This window comes from Sphingomonas flavida, from assembly GCF_036663655.1.
Taxonomy (GTDB): domain Bacteria; phylum Pseudomonadota; class Alphaproteobacteria; order Sphingomonadales; family Sphingomonadaceae; genus Sphingomonas.
On the sequence record NZ_JAXOJH010000001.1, the window covers coordinates 270,284 to 288,565 of the forward strand.

Annotated in this window: 19 protein-coding genes and 1 tRNA gene; 13 read left to right on the forward strand and 7 right to left on the reverse strand. The window is 66.6% G+C overall.

Going from position 1 to position 18,282, the window contains the following annotated elements; translation table 11 throughout:
* Positions 1–9 precede the first annotated feature (9 nt).
* The 5 genes from U1703_RS01180 to radA all read right to left on the reverse strand — a co-directional run bounded on the left by U1703_RS01180 (position 10) and on the right by radA (position 4,561).
* Positions 10–339, reverse strand: a complete 330-nt coding sequence (locus U1703_RS01180) for a DUF423 domain-containing protein (protein ID WP_332784245.1) — start codon at positions 337–339, stop codon at positions 10–12.
* 3 nt (positions 340–342) lie between these two features.
* The gene (locus U1703_RS01185) at positions 343–2,091 is read right to left on the reverse strand and encodes a cation:proton antiporter domain-containing protein (RefSeq protein ID WP_320451008.1); all 1,749 of its coding nucleotides are present in this window, start codon (positions 2,089–2,091) and stop codon (positions 343–345) included.
* Complete coding sequence (locus U1703_RS01190; RefSeq protein ID WP_332784246.1) at positions 2,091–2,528, reverse strand: iron-sulfur cluster assembly scaffold protein; 438 nt, start codon at positions 2,526–2,528, stop codon at positions 2,091–2,093. Before U1703_RS01190 ends, U1703_RS01185 begins: the two co-directional genes overlap by 1 nt.
* Entirely contained in the window at positions 2,525–3,088 is a 564-nt protein-coding gene (locus tag U1703_RS01195) for a CvpA family protein (RefSeq protein ID WP_332784247.1), read from the reverse strand. Before U1703_RS01195 ends, U1703_RS01190 begins: the two co-directional genes overlap by 4 nt.
* Positions 3,089–3,187: 99 nt before the next feature.
* The gene (radA, locus tag U1703_RS01200; RefSeq protein WP_332784248.1) at positions 3,188–4,561 is read right to left on the reverse strand and encodes a DNA repair protein RadA; all 1,374 of its coding nucleotides are present in this window, start codon (positions 4,559–4,561) and stop codon (positions 3,188–3,190) included.
* Between the two features lie 97 nt (positions 4,562–4,658).
* Between radA and U1703_RS01205 the strand changes: the two genes are divergently transcribed.
* Entirely contained in the window at positions 4,659–5,795 is a 1,137-nt protein-coding gene (locus tag U1703_RS01205) for a glycosyltransferase family 4 protein (RefSeq protein WP_332784403.1), read from the forward strand.
* Here U1703_RS01205 and U1703_RS01210 read toward each other — a convergent pair.
* Both U1703_RS01210 and U1703_RS01215 read right to left on the reverse strand, forming a co-directional pair.
* Entirely contained in the window at positions 5,792–6,082 is a 291-nt protein-coding gene (locus U1703_RS01210; RefSeq protein WP_332784249.1) for a DUF2218 domain-containing protein, read from the reverse strand. The genes U1703_RS01205 and U1703_RS01210 overlap by 4 nt on opposite strands.
* Positions 6,079–6,627 (reverse strand): PadR family transcriptional regulator, encoded by a 549-nt coding sequence (locus U1703_RS01215; RefSeq protein WP_332784404.1) that lies wholly within the window; start codon positions 6,625–6,627, stop codon positions 6,079–6,081. The genes U1703_RS01210 and U1703_RS01215 overlap by 4 nt, the downstream gene beginning before the upstream one ends.
* A 175-nt stretch (positions 6,628–6,802) precedes the next feature.
* Between U1703_RS01215 and U1703_RS01220 the strand changes: the two genes are divergently transcribed.
* From U1703_RS01220 to U1703_RS01275, 12 genes are all read left to right on the forward strand, one after another.
* Positions 6,803–8,131, forward strand: a complete 1,329-nt coding sequence (locus U1703_RS01220) for a replication-associated recombination protein A (RefSeq protein WP_332784250.1) — start codon at positions 6,803–6,805, stop codon at positions 8,129–8,131.
* Positions 8,124–8,975 carry a hypothetical protein gene (locus U1703_RS01225; RefSeq protein WP_332784405.1) on the forward strand — a complete coding sequence of 284 codons (852 nt, stop codon included), beginning with the start codon at positions 8,124–8,126 and terminating at the stop codon, positions 8,973–8,975. Before U1703_RS01220 ends, U1703_RS01225 begins: the two co-directional genes overlap by 8 nt.
* A gap of 19 nt (positions 8,976–8,994) precedes the next feature.
* Positions 8,995–9,069, forward strand: a tRNA-Thr gene (locus U1703_RS01230).
* A 64-nt stretch (positions 9,070–9,133) separates the two neighbouring features.
* The gene (locus U1703_RS01235; RefSeq protein ID WP_332784251.1) at positions 9,134–9,829 is read left to right on the forward strand and encodes an endonuclease/exonuclease/phosphatase family protein; all 696 of its coding nucleotides are present in this window, start codon (positions 9,134–9,136) and stop codon (positions 9,827–9,829) included.
* Positions 9,829–12,111 carry a patatin-like protein gene (locus tag U1703_RS01240; protein ID WP_332784252.1) on the forward strand — a complete coding sequence of 761 codons (2,283 nt, stop codon included), beginning with the start codon at positions 9,829–9,831 and terminating at the stop codon, positions 12,109–12,111. Before U1703_RS01235 ends, U1703_RS01240 begins: the two co-directional genes overlap by 1 nt.
* Before the next feature lie 100 nt (positions 12,112–12,211).
* The gene (locus tag U1703_RS01245) at positions 12,212–12,523 is read left to right on the forward strand and encodes a hypothetical protein (protein ID WP_320450999.1); all 312 of its coding nucleotides are present in this window, start codon (positions 12,212–12,214) and stop codon (positions 12,521–12,523) included.
* Between the two features lie 7 nt (positions 12,524–12,530).
* Positions 12,531–13,205: an orotidine-5'-phosphate decarboxylase gene (gene pyrF, locus U1703_RS01250; protein WP_332784253.1), complete on the forward strand. Its 675-nt coding sequence runs from the start codon at positions 12,531–12,533 to the stop codon at positions 13,203–13,205.
* 35 nt (positions 13,206–13,240) lie between these two features.
* Positions 13,241–13,882, forward strand: coding sequence for a phosphoribosylanthranilate isomerase (locus tag U1703_RS01255; protein WP_332784254.1), 642 nt, complete (start codon positions 13,241–13,243; stop codon positions 13,880–13,882).
* Between the two features lie 47 nt (positions 13,883–13,929).
* Positions 13,930–15,162: a tryptophan synthase subunit beta gene (gene trpB, locus U1703_RS01260; RefSeq protein ID WP_320451267.1), complete on the forward strand. Its 1,233-nt coding sequence runs from the start codon at positions 13,930–13,932 to the stop codon at positions 15,160–15,162.
* Positions 15,159–15,971, forward strand: coding sequence for a tryptophan synthase subunit alpha (trpA, locus tag U1703_RS01265; protein WP_332784255.1), 813 nt, complete (start codon positions 15,159–15,161; stop codon positions 15,969–15,971). Before trpB ends, trpA begins: the two co-directional genes overlap by 4 nt.
* A complete protein-coding gene (accD, locus tag U1703_RS01270; RefSeq protein WP_332784256.1) occupies positions 15,968–16,822 on the forward strand; it encodes an acetyl-CoA carboxylase, carboxyltransferase subunit beta in 855 nt (284 codons plus the stop codon). Before trpA ends, accD begins: the two co-directional genes overlap by 4 nt.
* A gap of 85 nt (positions 16,823–16,907) precedes the next feature.
* A complete protein-coding gene (locus tag U1703_RS01275) occupies positions 16,908–18,227 on the forward strand; it encodes a bifunctional folylpolyglutamate synthase/dihydrofolate synthase (RefSeq protein ID WP_332784257.1) in 1,320 nt (439 codons plus the stop codon).
* Positions 18,228–18,282: the final 55 nt, after the last annotated feature.

Consider the following 18,282-nt stretch of genomic DNA (forward strand, 5'->3'; position numbering starts at 1 on the left):
TCTCCGGTCTCAGCCGCGAAGCGACCAAGCCAGCCAGAGCCAGCCAATGATCAGCAGCGATCCGCCGATCGGTGTGATGGCACCGAACCAGCGTGGCGCGCCGAAGGCCATCGCATAGAGCGTGCCCGCAAAGATCGCCGCTCCGATTACGAAGGTCCAGGCCACCCCCCTCGCCTCCATGCGAAGCGCGACCAGGGCGGCAACGGCATGGATCAGCTGATACTGGCCACCGGTTCGCAGCCATTCGACCGCCACCCCCTCGGCACGGTGGGCACCAAAGGCACCTGCCGCGATCGCGATCGCGCCGGAAAGTGCCGCAAGTATCGCCACCAGTCCCATGGTTCAGCCTTTTCGCTCGTCTTGCGTGATGATCCGATCCACTGCGGCGTGCAGGCTGCCGGCCGCCGCCTGCGCGGCCAGACGTTCCTTGTCGCGGGCGCGGTACATGGACTCGATCCGATCGATCTCGGCATTCTCGACCTTCAGGCTGCCCAGCGCCAGCCGTGCCATCTTGACCGCCGACTCCAGCACTTCGCGCACCACATAGGACGCTGGTCCACCCTTCAGCCGCAGGACGGCGCGACGGTCATAGGCGCGCACAAAGAGCGATGCGTTGGGAAAGGCGGCATGGACGCCCTCCAGCAGTTCCAGCGTGATCTGGTCCTCGTCCAGGCAGAACATGATCAACTCTGCCTCCGCCGCGCCTGCCTGGCGCAACAGGTCCAGGCGGGTCCCGTCACCATAATAGACCTTGGCACCGAAGGAGGCAGCGATGTCGATCATCTCGATATCGCGGTCGATCAGGGTGACCGGCACGTCGCTGGCGATCAGCATCTGGGCCACCGTCTGGCCGAACCGACCATAGCCGACGATCAGGGCGTTGGCGCCATCGGTCACGGGGCCTTCGCGCTGGTCGCCACGGGTGATGACGGGCTCCTCCCGGATACGGCGGGTAGCGGCCATCAGGAACGGCGTGGTCGCCATCGACACGGTGATGATGGCCCCGAACAGGCTGGCTGCCTCCGGAGCGATCAGATATCCCGCTTGGGCTTGGGCGAACAGCACGAAGCCGAACTCGCCGCCCTGGCTCATCAGCAAGCCCAGCGCGAAAGCGGCGCGCCAGGTCATCCGGAACGCCAGGCCGATCAGGGTGATGACCAGGGTCTTGGTCGCGATCAACGCCAGCGCCATCACCGCCACGAACAAGGGCCGCTCGGCGATGGCGGGCAGGTTCAGCATCATGCCGACCGCCAGGAAGAACAGCCCGAGCAGGATCGAGCGGAACGGCTCGACATCGGCCTCCAGTTCATGGCGATACGGGCTGTCGGCCAGCATCACGCCCGCGATGAAAGCTCCCAGCGCCGTCGACAGGCCGAGCAGCTCCATGACGGCCGCACTGGCGATGACGGTGAACAGCCCGGCAAAGACGAACATCTCGCGCTCGCCCATATTGCCGATCAGGCGGAACAGTGGCCGCAGCAGGAAGCGACCGGCCAGGATCAGGCCGACGATCGCCGCGATCGTCTCCAGCGCCAGGATCCAGCCCGGCGGGCCGGTATGGTCGGCCGGATTGCGCGACATGGCGGCGACGATCGTGATGAGGGGGACGATCGACAGATCCTGGAACAGCAGGATTGAAAAGGCCCGCTCGCCAAACGGTGTGCGCATCCGCCCCGAGGATTGCAGCATCGGCAGAACCTGCGCTGTAGACGATAGCGCGAGCGGCAGGCCGAGCGCGAGTGCGGCCTCGGGCGAGAAGCTTGCCAGCCACACGATCCCGGTGATCGCCAGCCCGCAGGCCGCGACCTGGATCAGCCCCAGTCCGAAAATCTCATGCTTCATCCGCCACAGTCGCGCCGGGTTCAGTTCCAGTCCGACGATGAACAGCAGCAGCGTGATGCCGATCTCGGCGATGCCCAGCTTCGACTCGGCGTCGCCGACCAGCCCCAGGATATGCGGCCCCACCACCGCGCCCGCGACCAGAAAGCCCAGCGTGGCGCCTAGCCCCAGCCGCCGAAAGACGAGTACGAACGCCAGGCCGAAGCCGAGCAGGATCGCCCCGTCGCGAAGCAGCGAGACTTCGCCGTGCATCAGCGGGGCCCCTTTGCCGCAGCCTGTTCCGCCGCCTCCGCGGCCGCTTCGAACGCCAGCCGGATCGAGGGGTGGCGCGCGGTATAGGCGAGCGCGGGCGAGAAGACATGCAGGCCGGGCCAGTCGGGGGCATCCCCCTGCCCCGCCGCCAGCCAATCGGTCAGGGCTTTTCGCGCCGCCGTCAGTTCGCCGACGCTGCGCCCGACGACATGCTGGGACAGCAATGCGGCCGATGCCTGGCCCAGTGCACAGGCTCGCACCAGGATCCCCAATTCCGATACGCGTCCCGCCTCGTCCAGATTGACGTCCACCGTCACCCGACTGCCGCAGATCGGGGATCGCTTTTCGACGCTGGCCATCGGGTCGGCCAGTCGCTGGTCATGCGAAATCGCGGTAGTCAGCCGCAGGATCTCGGCATTGTAGAGGGGGGCGGTCATGACGGCGTCTCGCTGGTTCTTGGGGTGTCGCCGGTTTTCGGCGGAGGTGCGCCGAACACCGGGAGGCCGCGCCGGCGGCGATCGACGAAATCGGCGATGCCTGCGCTCGTGGCGTTGAGCAGCTTGTAGGTCCGGCTCTTGACCATCCATTCGGGGCGCCGCGCCGGGCCGCCGCTGACCGTGTCGACCATCAAGGCCACGACCAGGAAGACCAGGCTGGCCAGGATCAGCCCCTTCAGCGCGCCGAAGCCGAAACCCAAGGCGCGATCGACCGGCCCCAGGATCGAGGTCCGCGTCCGGCTACCGATCGCTCGCGCCACCAGCCGTCCGCCGATATAGGTCACGCCGACGATCAGGGCAAAGGCGAGCACCGCCGAGCCGGACACGGTGCCGACGACACCGAGCAGCGCCTGGGCAAGCGGAATATGGAACAGCTTGAGGGCAGCGACGATCGCCACCCAAGCGAACAGCGCCAGCACTTCGGTCACGAAGCCACGCAGGAATCCCTGGATCGCGGCACCGAAGACGGCAATCAGGACAAGAATATCAAGCGCTGTCAATGCGTCCGGTCCAATGTCTCACCCATGCCCACACATGGCGGCCTGTCGAGCCCGGCCCGCCATGGGGCGAGAACGGGTCGGGCGACCCAGCGCTCTTCGCTACCCGCGACCCAGCATATGGTCAACGAAGTCGGCAAGCGTCCTAAAGCCCGTCATGCGCAGGGGGCTTTCCTCGGACGTCATGGCGCGCGGCACCATCGCCTTTTCAAAGCCCAGCTTGCCCGCCTCTTTCAGCCGCAGCGCTCCGTGCGCGACGGTGCGAATTTCGCCCGACAATGCGATTTCGCCGAAGACGATCGCGTCGGCCGGCACCGGTCGTTCGGACAACGCGGAAACCAGCGCCGCCGCGACCGCCAGATCAGCGGCTGGGTCCTGCACCCGGTATCCCCCGGCGATGTTGAGATAGACCTCGGCCGACGAAAAGCTCAGCCCGCAGCGCGCCTCCAGCACCGCCAGGATCATCGCCAGTCGCCCGGTGTCCCAGCCGACGACCGCGCGCCGCGGAGTGGCGCCCGATGCCAGGCGAACCGTCAGGGCCTGGATTTCGACCAGCACTGGGCGCGTGCCCTCCAGCGCGGGGAACACCGTCGCGCCCGTCACCCCTTCATCCCGGTTCGTCAGGAACAGCGACGACGGGTTGCCGACTTCGGTCAGCCCCTCGGTCTGCATCGAGAAGACACCGATCTCGTCGGTCCCGCCGAAGCGGTTCTTGATCGCGCGCAGGATGCGGTACTGGTGACTGCGCTCGCCTTCGAACGCTAATACGGTGTCTACCATGTGCTCCAGCACGCGGGGCCCCGCGATCGAGCCATCCTTGGTGACATGGCCGACGAGCACGACGGCGGTGCCACGTTCCTTGGCAAAGCGGATCAGTTCCTGGCCCGAGGCGCGCACCTGGCTGACCGTGCCGGGAGCCCCTTCGATCAGGTCCGAATGCATGGTCTGGATCGAGTCGATGATCAGGAGCGCGGGCGGCGTGCCGATCGACAGGGTGGTCAGTATGTCGCGAACCGACGTCGCCGCCGCCAATCGGACCGGTGCTTGGCCCAGCCCCAGCCGTCGTGCGCGCAGGCGGACCTGATCCGCCGCCTCTTCGCCCGAGACATAGGCGACCGGCTTGCCCGTCATGGCGAGCTTGGCCGCCGCCTGGAGCAGCAGCGTCGACTTGCCGATCCCGGGATCACCGCCGATCAGCGTCGCCGACCCCTCGACGAAACCGCCGCCGAGTGCCCGGTCGAGTTCGGCGATACCGGTCGACATGCGATCGGGCAGCGGAATGTCCGCGTCCAGTCCGACAAGCTGGATCGCTCGCCCGCCGCCTTGGAGATTATGCTTGGCGGCGAAGGGGGTCTGCTGGACCGGTGCTTCCTCCAGCATGGTGTTCCATTCCGAACAGTCGGGGCATTGCCCCTGCCAGCGGGACTGCACCGATCCGCAGGATTGGCAGACATAACGCTTCTGGATCTTGGCCATGCCGACGCTCTACCGCGCGCGGAACGAAAATGGAACGGATTTGATGCGTGGGGCGGGAGTGGCCTTTACGGCGGCATCGGGCTATGGCGCGGCCTTCATGACGCCAGACCAGTTTCGTGTTGCCCTGTTCAGCGGCAATTACAATTACACGCGCGACGGCGCGAACCAGACACTCAACCGGCTCGTCGGCCATCTGCTCGATCGGGGTGTCGCGGTGCGTGTCTATTCGCCAACATCCGCGACCCCGGCATTTGCGCCGGTCGGCGACCTGGTCGACGTGCCTGCCATTCCGCTGCCCTTCCGTGCCGATTATAAGCTTGCCCGCGGTCTGCCTGCCAAGGTGCGCGCCGACCTGGAAGCTTTCGCACCCAATATCGTGCATGTCTCGGCACCGGAATTTCTGGGCCATTCGGCGGTGCGTTGGGCAAGGGATAAGGGCGTCGCCTCGCTGGCGTCGGTCCATACCCGGTTCGAGACCTATCCGGCCTATTACGGCCTGGGCTTTCTAGAGCCCGCGATCATCCGTCTGTTGACGCGGTTCTACAACAAGTTCGACCGGATCGTCGCACCCAGCCCCAGCATGATCACGTTGCTGCGCCAATGGGGCGTGACGCCGCCGATGAGCATCTGGTCGCGTGGCATCGACCATGGCCGGTTCCAGCCATCGCGCCGCAGCCTGGAATGGCGGCGCTCGCTCGGCATCGCCGATGGCGAGGTCGCGATCGGTTTTTTGGGCCGGCTGGTCAAGGAAAAGGGCCTGGACGTCTTTGCCGAGGTTCTGGCCGAGTTGCGGCGACGCGGCGTGCCGCACAAGGTGCTCGTCGTCGGCAAGGGGCCGGCAGAAGGCTGGTTCGCCAAGGCGACGCCGGATGCGGTGTTTGCCGGATACCAGACCGGCGACGATCTGGGCCGCGCGGTCGCGTCGATGGACATCTTCTTCAATCCCAGCGTCACCGAGACGTTCGGCAATGTCACAACCGAGGCGATGGCGGCGGGTGTTCCCGTGGTCGCGGCGAACGCGACCGGTGCCATGGACCTGGTGGCCGATGGCGAGACCGGCTATCTGGTCGGGCCGCGCGACATCAACGGTTACGCCAACGCCCTGGAGCGGATTGCGACGGACCCCGAACTCCGCCACCGGTTCAGCGTCACAGGCTGCGACCGCGTCGCCGACTATCGATGGGACAAGGTCAACGACGCGGTGCTCGACGCCTATCGCGCGATGTTCGCTTAACCGTCACGCCAATCGAAGGTCAGCGGTGCCTCGCGAAAGGCGAAGCGGTCGAGATGGCTGGCGACGACCTGCCGCATCTGGGCCATATCGCCGTCTTCGGGAACCGTCAGGACGATGTCGAGCGTGTCTCTATCGGCGCGCATGGCGAGCGTCGACCCGTTGGGAAAGCGGATCGTCCCCTCCTCGGCGGTGAAGGACACCTCCATCTTGTGGCTCCAATGCTTGGCAAGCTGCTGGAGATAGCGGCTGGCCGACAGCGTCGGCACGCGGGCGACGGACATGCTCATTTCAGGCGCTCCACTTTCTGGGTGAGTTCGTCGATCATCGCGGCCACGTCGTGCAAAGTGTCCTGCGAGATATCGCCGCGGCCGAAACGCTCGCCCAGCGCCACGCGCAGGTTGCCCATGGCGCGACGGATCGGTGCCGCATCGACCCGTTCGCTATGCTCGCCCAGCGCCCGCAGTCGCGCAAAAAGTGCTTCGACCCTTTCGGCATGTTCAGCGAGATGCTCTTGACCAGTCCCGGTCACGGCGAACCGCTTCTTCGATCCCTCGGCCTGCTGCCCCTCGATCAGCCCCATCTCGTCCAATAGCGCCAGCGTCGGATAGATGACGCCGGGACTTGGAGCATAGGCGCCGCCTGTCAGGGCCTCGATCTCGCGAATCAGGTCATAGCCGTGACGCGGTTCGTCGGCGATCAGCTTCAATAGGACGAGCCGAAGCTCGCTGCCGTCGAACATCCGCTCCCTGCGGCCGCGGCCCGGGCGCTCGCCTGCGCCGTGCCAGCCGCCGCCGAACGGCCCCCGCCGTCCGCCGTGCGGGCGGTCGAACATGTGTTCGGCGTCTGTCACGCCCCGATATCCGGGGGCTTCATGGTGGTGTCTCATAATATCCTCGTGTCTTAAGATGCTCCCAAGATATATCTCGGGATTACATCGTCAAGATGGTTCAAGATATATCTCTGAATGACCGGATGACGTGAGGGGCCGCACGCCCTACATGTCGGGCATGGCCGATTTGTTCGCGGGAATGGACCCCGCCCCCGCCACCCCGCAACTTTCCCCGGACGCGCCGCTGGCCGATCGGCTAAGACCGTTGCAACTGGTCGATGTCGTGGGCCAGGATCATCTGACCGGGCCGGGCGGCGCGATCGGTCGCATGGTCGCCGCCGGTCGTCTGTCCTCGATGATCCTGTGGGGGCCGCCGGGCACGGGCAAGACGACCATCGCGCGCCTGCTCGCGGCCGAAGTCGACCTGCGCTATGCCGCCATTTCCGCGGTCTTCTCCGGGGTGGCGGACCTGAAAAAGGTTTTTGCCGAAGCGCGTGACCATGCGCGACTGGGTCAGCGGACATTGCTGTTCGTGGACGAGATCCACCGTTTCAACCGGGCGCAGCAGGACGGCTTCCTGCCCTATGTCGAGGATGGGACGGTGACGCTGGTCGGCGCCACGACCGAGAACCCGTCGTTCGAACTCAACGCCGCCTTGCTGAGCCGTGCGCAGGTCCTGATCCTGCACCGTCTGGGTCGGGCCGCACTCGAACAATTGCTCGACCGTGCCGAGGTCGAGATGGGCCGTCCGCTGCCGCTGGAAGTCGCGGCGCGCGATGCCCTGATCGCCAGCGCGGACGGGGATGGCCGCTTCCTGCTCAACCAGGCGGAGACATTGTTCGCGGTCGACCTGCCCCAGCCACTGGACCCGGCCGGGCTATCGGCTTTTCTCCAACGCCGGGTCGCGGTCTATGACAAGGATCGCGAGGGTCATTACAACCTGATCTCGGCGCTGCACAAATCGATCCGCGGCTCGGACCCGCAGGCCGCGCTCTATTATCTCGCGCGGATGCTGACCGCTGGCGAGGAACCGCTCTACCTGCTCCGCCGCCTGACCCGCGCCGCCGTCGAGGATATCGGCCTGGCCGACCCGCAGGCGCTGGCCCAGTGCCTCGCGGCGAAGGATGCCTATGACTTTCTCGGCTCGCCCGAGGGAGAGCTGGCGATCGCGCAGGCCTGCCTCTATCTCGCGACCGCGCCCAAATCGAATGCGGTGTACAAGGCACAGAAGCAGGCGTGGCGCACTGCGAAGGAAACCGGGTCGCTGATGCCGCCCGCCAACATCCTGAACGCGCCGACCAAGCTGATGAAGCAGATCGGTTACGGCGCGAATTACGAATATGATCATGATGCCGAGGGTGGCTTTTCGGGAGCGAATTACTGGCCCGACGAATTGCCGCCGCAGGAATTCTACGCGCCGTCGGGGCGCGGGCTGGAGAAGCGCATCGCCGAACGCATGGCATGGTGGGACGAGCGGCGGCGTGCCTTGCGGGATGGCGATGGCTGACCGCTTCACCGGTTTCGTCGCGATCGACTGGTCGGGCGCGCATGGCACGGCGCATCCGGGTATCCGCATGGCATATTGCGCGAACGGTCGGTCCGCGCCGGTCCTCGTGCCGCCGCCGGGCCGGGCATGGTCGCGGCAGGGCGTGGCGGACTGGCTGCTGGCACGAGCGGACGACCCACTGCTGGTGGGGTTCGATTTCAGTTTCTCGGCCCCCTTTGTCGAGCGCGGCGCACACTTGCCCGGCGACACGCCGACACCCGACGCAAGGTCGCTATGGGCGCATGTCGACGACAGCTGCGACGACCCCGATCTGGGGGCACGCAGTTTTCTGGACGCGCGGCGCGGGCGGCATTTCTATTTCGGCGCGGCCGACGGGCGAAAGGCGGACTTCCTGCATTGGCGGCGCTGCGAAATCGCCGCCGACGGTGGCCGCAAGCCATCGACCGTCTATGATGCGATCGGCGCATCCCAAGTCGCCAAGGCCAGTTTTGCCGGCATGCGGATGCTGCGGCGGCTGGACGGCCGGATCGCGATCTGGCCGTTCGACACAGTTCTAGCGGGCGGGATGCTTGTCGTCGAAATCTATACGACGATCGCCGCACGCGATGCCGGGCGACCGCGTGGCCGCAGCAAGATGCGTAGCGCCGAGGCACTGGATGACGCCTTGGCCCATCTGGGCAGCGATCGGCATCGGCCGCTGTCGCGCTATGACGATCACAGCACCGATGCGATCCTGACCTCCGCCTGGCTGCGCACGGTCGCGGATCGGGCGGATTTGTGGCGTCCGGCGGGCTTAACCGCGCAGGTTGCTCAAACGGAGGGCTGGACCTTCGGCGTCTCTTGACGCTAGGGGGATCGGCATTGCCGGATTAGCACAGCGGTAGTGCAGCGGTTTTGTAAACCGAAGGTCGGGGGTTCGATCCCCTCATCCGGCACCATTTCCCATCTTTTGCCCGCGCCGCGCTTGGCACCAAACGCCAGTTTCGGCGTTACAGATGCGGAATGATAAAGGTCGCCAGCTACAATATCCGAAAAGGGATCGGCGCTGACCGGCGGCGCAACCCTGACCGTATCCTGGATGTGCTGCGAGAGGTCGATGCCGATGTCATCGCCCTTCAGGAAGCCGACCGCCGCTTCGGCGAGCGCGAGGGCGTGATCCCGCTTCACCTGCTGGACGACCATAGCGACTGGAAGCCGATCGTCTATGGCATGAAGGCCCGTTCGATGGGCTGGCACGGCAACACGATCCTGGTGCGCAAGGCCGTACAGGTCCTGGATTTCGAGGCGATCCACCTGCCCTCGCTCGAGCCGCGCGGCGCGGTCATGGCGGATCTGCGGACGGAAAGCGGCTGCATCCGGGTCGTCGGCATGCATCTGGACCTGTCGGGCCTTTGGCGGCGGCGACAAGCGGCGGCGATCCTTGCCCATTTGTCCAGTTGCGTCGATGCGCGGCCCACCGTCATGATGGGCGACCTGAACGAATGGACCCGCGCGGCCGGGTGTCTGCGCGACTTCACGCGCGATTTCGCGATCGCCGATACCGGACCCAGCTTCCATGCCAGGCGTCCCATCGGGCGGCTCGACCGGATCATGGTTTCCCCCGACCTTCGCATCGACGCCTGCGGGGTGCACGCCACGCCGATGTCGCGCAAGGCCTCCGACCATTTGCCCATCTGGGCGATGGTGGCGCCCCGCTAATGCGTGAAAAGGAACTGCGGTTGGCGCTGGTCTGCTATGGCGGGATCAGCCTGGCGGTTTACATGCACGGCATCACCAAGGAGATCTGGCGGGTCGTGCGGGCCAGCCGAGCCTCGCATGAGGGCGATGCGCCCGCCTCTGCGGTCGACGCCGTCTATCACGAACTGCTGGACGAGATGGCCGAACGTGGCGGCGTGCGCGTGCGGGTGCTCGCCGATATCATCGCAGGCGCCAGCGCGGGCGGGATCAACGGCATCTTCCTGGGCCAGGCGCTGTCGACCGGCCAGTCGCTCGACCCGCTGACTGACCTGTGGCTGGAAGCGGCCGACATCGAGTCGCTGATCGCCCCGGCAGCCGCCCCGACCTCGCGCTTTTCCAAGATGTGGGCCCTCCCGATCGCGTGGATGGCGGCGGGGCGGAGCGGCGACAAGATCGAGGCGCTGGACGAGGAAACGCGTGACGAGGTCCGTTTCAAGCTTGGCCATCTCGTTCGCTCCCGCTGGTTCGAGGCGCCGTTCGATGCCGATGCCTTCACCGGACGGCTCCTCGAGGCATTCGACCGGATGGCGGCCGCACCGGCGGGCAAGCGTCTGCTTCCGCCCGGCCAGCCGCTCGACCTGTTCGTCACCGTTACCGATTTCACCGGCCAGCCCCAACGCCTCAAACTGCATTCGCCCGGCGAGGTGGTGGAGACCGAACATCGCATGGTGGTCGACTTCACCGACAGCGGCGGCGGTCGGCTGGCGGCGATCCCCGAACTGGTGTTCGCGGCGCGCGCCACGTCGAGCTTTCCCGGCGCGTTCCCGCCCTTCACGGTCGCCGAACTCGACCGCGTTCTGGCGGACAGGGACAAGAGCTGGAACAGCCGCGACGAATTCCTTCGCCGCGTCCTGCCCCGACATCATGCCGCAGGCGCCGCAGACAAGGCCGTGCTGATCGACGGCTCGGTGCTGGTCAACGCCCCTTTCCGTCCGGCCATCGAAGCCCTGGGCCGCCGCCCGGCACGACGCCAGGTCGATCGCCGCTTCGTCTATATCGATCCCTATCCGGGTATGCATTTCCGCCTGCCCGGCGGCGGCGGCCATCCCGGTTTCTTTCAGACCATCATTGGCGCAGTCAGCGAACTGCCACGCCAGCAACCGATCCGCGACAATCTGGAAGCGATCGCCGCACGCTCGGGGCGGATCGACCGGATGCAGGCGATCGTCGCCGCGATCCGCGAGGATGTCGAACAGGAGATCGAACAGCTCTTTGGCGGGACCTTCTTCCTCGATCGCCCCACGGCAGCGCGCCTGGCATCGTGGCGGGTCCGTGCGCAGGCCGCCTCGGCCGCGAAGGCGGGGTTCAGCTATGCCGCCTACGGCCATCTGAAATTCGCCAACGTCATCGACGCCATGGCCGGCATCTTTGCCGAGGCGGTCGGCGATGACGGCCAGCAGCGACGCGGACGCCTGCGCGCCATGATCGAGCGGACCGTCGGTGCCCGCTACACCGGCGCGGAGGCGATCCACTTCAACGGTGGGTCGAGCGGCGGTGCACGCAATTTCCTGCGCGCCTTCGATCTCGGCTATCGCATACGTCGCCTGCGCCTGCTTGCCCGCCGACTGACCGAGCTGGAGGGCGACCATAGCGAGACCGAGCTCGCCCCGGTACGCGACGCCATCTACGATTCACTGGCCGCATTTCTCGAGCGCCAGCACGGCAGCGCCCATAGCGAGATGACCGACGACATCCGTGACCATCGCGACGATGGCGGACCATTGCTCGACCGGTTGGAAGCAAGACTCGATCTGATCCGGCTCGACGGAGAGACCGATGCCCGGCTGGCGACCGCCTTTGCCGGACTGCCGCGCAGCGCCCGGCGAACCCTGCTGCTGACCTATCTGGGTTTTCCGTATTTCGACGTGGCGACGCTGCCGCTGCTGCAGGGCGAGGGACTGGACGAGTTCGATCCGATCAAGGTCGATCGCATCTCCCCCGACGATGCCACCGCGATCCGGGCGGGGGGGGCGGAGGCGACCCTCAAGGGCATCCAGTTCCTGACCTTCGGCGCGTTCTTCAGCCGCAGCTACCGCGAGAACGACTATCTGTGGGGACGCCTCCACGGGGCCGAGCGGATGATCGACATCGTCGTGTCCACCCTGCCCTCGACGATCCGGCTCAAGCCCGGTGCTGTGGCGGCGTTCAAGCGCCGTGCATTCCTGGCGATCCTGGACGAGGAACAGGATCGCCTGACCGCCGTGGCGCCGCTGATCGCCTCGCTTCGCCGCGAGATCGGCTGAAGGCTGGTCATGCCGGACCAAGGCCGCTAGACCGCCAGCCCTGAGCGACGTCCGGCCACCTCGTCAGGGAGGTGGCGGACCGGGTTACGCGGAGAAGCGCATGCAGTTCCTGAAAATGCTGTTCTGGTGCCTGCTGGCCTTTCTGGCCGCAGCCTTCACGCTGGGGAATTGGACGACCGTGCCGATCCGGCTGGTCGGTGGCCTGGTCGCGGACGTCAACCTGCCACTGCTGCTGTTCCTGACCTTCCTGCTGGGCCTGGTCCCGACGCTGATCTGGCAGCATGCGGCCCGCTGGCGGCTTCGCCAGCGGCTGAGCGCGGCGGAGCGTTCGCTTGCCGCCGTCTCGGCCGAAACGGGTGCCTATGCCCCCGTCGTCCCGCCCGTCACCGCCACCACCCAGCCCCTGGTTTGATATCGCCATGAGCAACCGCATCTACGTCGCCATCGACACCCCCGACCTCGCCCGCGCCCACGCGCTGGCAAACAAGGTCCGCCACCATGTCGGCGGGCTGAAGCTCGGCCTGGAGTTCTTCTGCGCCCACGGCGCGGGCGGCGTGCGGGAGATGGCGCATATCGGCCTGCCGATCTTTCTCGACCTGAAGCTGCACGACATTCCCAACACGGTGGCCAAGGCGGTCCAGTCGCTTGGTCCGCTGGCGCCTGCGATCCTGACCGTCCATGCCAGCGGCGGCCGTGCGATGCTGGAGGACGCCAAGGCGGCGGCACCGGTCGGCACCAAGGTCGTGGCGGTCACCATGCTCACCAGCCTGGACAGCAACGACCTCTCCGACACCGGCGTCATCGGCTCCCCCGCCGACCATGTCCGCCGTCTGGCCGATCTGGCGGCCGAGTCCGGCGTCGACGGCATCGTCTGCTCGGGCGAAGAGGTTGCGGCAGTCAGGAAGGCATGGCCCAAGGGATTCTTCGTGGTGCCGGGCGTCCGACCCTCGAACGGCGTGATCGGCGACCAGAAGCGCGTCGTGACGCCGCGTGCGGCGGTCGATGCGGGCGCCTCGATCTTGGTCATCGGTCGCCCGATCACCCAGGCCGAAGACCCCGACGCCGCCGCAAGGGCGATCGCCGCCACGCTCTGACCCGTTTTTCGACCCCTCCCATTCGGGAAACGATCATGCCGACCACTGCCAAGATCTGCGGACTGACGACGCCCGCCACGCTGGATGCTGCGCTGGGCGGTGGGGCGAGCCATGTCGGTTTCGTCTTCTTTCCCGCCTCGCCCCGCCACCTGACCTTCGACGTCGCGGCCGGGCTGGCCGGTCGTGTCCCCGAGCGGGTCCAGCGGGTCGGCGTCTTCGTCGATCCCGATGACCAGTTGCTCGAGGCCGCCGTGCGCGCCGGAATGCTGGACGCGATCCAGCTCCACCGCACCGCCCCCGCCCGCGTTGCCGCGATCCGCGCGAAGTTCGACCGCGAGGTCTGGGTCGCCGTCGCGATCAAGGCGCGCGGCGATGTCGACAAGGCGCGCGACTATGCGGGGGCCGCGACGCTGATCCTCTATGACGCCAAGACCCCGGACGAGGCGTCGCTGCCCGGCGGCATGGGCCTGCGCTTCGACTGGAGCTTGCTGGACGGTGTTCGCCATCCGCTGCGCTGGGCCCTGTCCGGTGGACTGGATGCCGGGAATGTCAGCGAGGCGATCCGCCGCACCGGAGCACCTTTGGTCGATGTGTCGTCGGGCGTCGAGAGCGCACCGGGTGTCAAGGATATGGACAAGATCGCAGGCTTCCTTAAAGCCGTTGCGACAAATCGGTGACAGGAACGTTCGCAGGGCTCGCCCCGGCAACGCTCAAGGAATAGATGATGAACGCCCCCAACTCCTTCCGCGCGCAACCCGATGAGCGTGGCCATTTCGGCGACTATGGCGGCCGCTATGTCGCCGAGACGCTGATGCCGCTCATCCTCGACCTGGAACGCGAATATCGCGCGGCCCAGAAGGACCCGGCCTTCAAGGCCGAGTTCGACGGGCTGATGACCCATTATGTCGGTCGTCCCAGCCCTATGTATTACGCCGAGCGCCTGACCGAGACGCTGCGCAACAGCGCGCCCGAGGGCAAGGGGCCGAAAATCTATTTCAAGCGCGAAGAACTGAACCACACCGGCGCGCACAAGATCAACAACTGCATCGGCCAGATCCTGCTGGCCAAGCGGATGGGCAAGACCCGGATCATCGCGGAGACGGGCGCGGGCCAGCATGGCGTGGCGACCGCGACGGTCGCGGCGCGCTTCGGCCTGCCCTGCACCATCTTCATGGGCGCGCGCGATATCGAGCGGCAGGCGCCCAATGTCTTCCGCATGAAGCTGCTCGGTGCCGAAGTCCGGCCCGTCACCTCGGGCGCGCAGACGCTGAAGGATGCGATGAACGAGGCGCTGCGCGACTGGGTCGCCAACGTCCACGACACCTTCTACATCATCGGCACTGCGGCGGGCCCGCATCCATACCCGGAGATGGTCCGCGATTTCCAGTCGGTGATCGGCACGGAGTCGAAGGCGCAGATCATGGAGGCCGAGGGCCGCCTGCCCGACCTGCTGATCGCCTCGGTCGGCGGCGGGTCCAACGCCATCGGCCTGTTCCACCCGTTCCTCGACGATGCCGAGGTCGCGATGCTGGGCATCGAGGCGGCAGGCCATGGTCTCAGCACCACGCAGCATGCCGCCAGCCTGACCGGCGGCAAGCCCGGTATCCTGCACGGCAACAAGACCTATCTGCTCCAGGACGAGGATGGTCAGATCGCCGAGGCGCATTCCATCTCGGCCGGGCTCGACTATCCGGGCATCGGCCCTGAGCATAGCTGGCTGAACGATACCGGCCGTGTCGTCTATGAAGGCATCACCGACACCGAGGCGCTCGACGCGTTCCAGCTATGCTGCCGGGTGGAGGGGATCATCCCCGCGCTGGAATGCGCCCATGCGCTTGCCGGCTTGATGAAGCGTGCGCCGACGATGGACCGTGACCAGATCATCCTGATCAACATTTCGGGTCGTGGCGACAAGGACATCTTCACCGTCGCCGACGCCATGGGAGTGAAGATGTGAGCCGGATCGCCGACACCTTTGCCGCCTGTGCCGATGCCGGTCGCGCCGCGCTCGTCACCTTCGTAACGGCAGGGGACCCGACCCCGAACGCCACCGCCGCGATCCTCGACGCGCTGGTCGAGGGCGGCGCGGACGTGATCGAACTGGGTATGCCCTTCACCGATCCGATGGCCGATGGCCCCGCGATCCAGAAGGCCAATATCCGTAGCCTAGGCGCCGGAACCCGCACCGCCGACGTGCTCGCCATCGCCACGGCGTTTCGCGCGCGTCATGCCGATGTGCCGCTGGTCCTGATGGGCTATGCCAATCCGATGACGGTGCGCGGGCCGGAATGGTTCGCATCGGCAGCGGCCGAAGCCGGTGTCGACGGCGTGATCTGCGTCGACGTTCCCGCCGAGGAAGACGATGCCCTGGGTGTGGCGCTTCGTGAAAAGGGCGTGGCGTCGATCCGCCTCGCCACGCCGACCAGCGACGCGGCGCGCCTTCCGACGATTTTGACGGGTGCCGACGGTTTCCTGTATTACGTGTCGGTCGCTGGCATCACAGGGCAGCAGCAGGCGGTGCAATCCTCGATCGAGGAGGCCGTCGCCCGGCTGAAGGCCTCGACTGAACTGCCGGTTGCCGTGGGCTTCGGCGTGCGCACGCCCGAGCAGGCGGCGGCCATCGGTCGCGTGGCGGACGGCGTCGTCGTCGGTTCGGCCATTGTCGACCTGGTCGGTGAACATGGCACGCAGGCGGCGGAGCCGGTTCGCGCCTATATTGAAACTCTGTCGTCGGCGCTGGTCGACGCGCGCAAGGAACTCGCATGAGCTGGCTCAACAGCGTTCGCAACGTCATCCCCTTCGTCGTCAAGAAGGAGACGCCCGACAATCTCTGGCACAAATGCAAGGGTTGCGGGCAGATGGTGTTCACCAAGGAGCTGGAAGACAATCTGAACGTCTGTCCGAAATGCGATCATCATGATCGCATCGGGCCGAAGGTTCGGTTCCGCCACCTGCTGGATGAGGGCAGCTGCAACGAACTGCCCGCGCCCAAGGTGCCTGAGGATCCGCTCAAGTTCCGCGATTCGAAGCGCTATGCCGACCGGCTGAAGGCGGCTCGCACCAATGCGGCGGAAACCGACGCGCTGGTCAATGCGCGCGGCACGATCCTGGGCCACAAGGTCGTGGTCGGCGTGCAGGACTTCGCCTTCATGGGCGGCTCGATGGGGCTGGCCGTGGGTGAAGCGTTCGTGCGCGGCGTCGAGGCGGCGATCGCCGACCACTGCCCCTATGTCATCTTCACCGCGTCGGGCGGCGCGCGTATGCAGGAGGGTATTCTCAGCCTGATGCAGATGCCGCGCACGACCGTCGCGATCCAGCTGCTCCATGATGCGGGCCTGCCCTATATCGTCGTGTTGACCGATCCGACCTCGGGCGGCGTCATGGCGGCCTATGCCATGCTGGGTGATGTCCAAATCGCCGAGCCCAAGGCGACCCTGGCCTTTACCGGCCGCCGCGTGATCGAGAGCACGATCCGCGAAAAGCTGCCTGACGATTTCCAGACGTCGGAATATTATCTCGACCACGGCATGCTCGACATGGTCGTCCATCGCCGCGACCTGCGCGAGCGCCTGGCGACCGTCATCGGCTATCTGACGGGATCGCGCCGGGCAGCTTGAACCGTCGCCTTTCCCGGACGATCGCAGTAAGGGGGCGGGCCGAGAGGTCCGCCTCTTTTCACATCCGCTTCCACGAGACCGGCCGATGCCAGACCATGCCCGTTCCGATCATCCGGCCGTCCAAGACCAACTCGACCGGCTCTGGGCCCTTTCGCCCGGTGCGGACGTCCTTGGCCTGGGGCGGATCACGGCGCTTCTCGCCCGGCTCGGTAACCCGCAAAACCACTTGCCGCCCGTTTTCCATGTCGCAGGCACCAACGGCAAGGGGTCGACCTGCGCCTTCCTGCGTGCGGCGTTCGAGGCGTCGGGGCAACATGTCCATGTCTATTCCAGCCCACATCTCGTTCGCTTCAACGAGCGGATCCGGATCGCCGGACGGCTGATCGACGACGATGCGCTGGCCGCAATCCTGGACGAAGTGCTGGCGCAGGCCGACGGGATCGGGGCGAGTTTCTTCGAGGTCACGACGGCCGCCGCGTTTCTATGCTTTGCTCGTACGCCTGCCGCCGCGACGATCATCGAGGTCGGGCTGGGCGGACGGCTCGACGCGACCAATGTCCTGCCGCCCCCCGCCATTTGCGGTATCGCAGCGCTGGGCATTGATCATGAGGCATTTCTTGGGCGCAGCCTGACCGGGATCGCCCGCGAAAAGGCAGGCATCGCCAAACCCGGCACGCCACTCGTCACGATGGATTATGCCAGGCCGCTCCGCGACGCCATCGCGTCGGTCGCGGCCGAGGCTGGCGCCCCCGTTCTGGCACGTGGCAGGGAATGGTCGAGCCAGGCGACGCGGACGGGACTTTCCTACCAAGACCGTCACGGTACGCTTGCCCTGCCCCGCCCGACGCTGCCCGGCGCGCATCAGTCCCGCAATCTGGCCCTGGCCGTGGCCATGATCCGTCATCTATCGGCGGTGGCCGTGCCCGACCACGCGCTTCTGGCGGCAGCGACCCAGGCCCGGTGGCCCGCGCGCATGCAGCAACTCAAGCATGGCCCCCTTACCGCGCATCTGCCGGCGGGTAGCCGATGCTGGCTGGACGGAGCGCACAATCCATCGGCCGCTACGCCGGTTGCGCGCGCAATGGCCTCGTGGCGCTCCCGGGGACCTACTGCTCTCGTCTTGGGCATGTTGGCCAATAAGGAGGTCGCCCCGGTGCTCGAGCGGCTCGGTGCCATGGTCGATATGGTCGTCACGGTGCCGGTGCCGAACCATGCATGTCACGCGCCCGAGCATCTGGCCGAGCAGGCGCAGGCCCTGGGTATCGAAGCACGCCACGCGGCCGATCCTGCCGAGGCGCTGACGCTGATCGGCGCTCGCTTTGGTCAGCCCGTGCAGGTGCTGATCGCGGGATCGCTCTATCTGGCCGGGCAGGTACTGGAGGCAAACGACGAGGCGCCGGACTGACGCAACGAACGGCCTGTCGTCACCGCATTATTTGCGATTGACTATCAATAGCGAA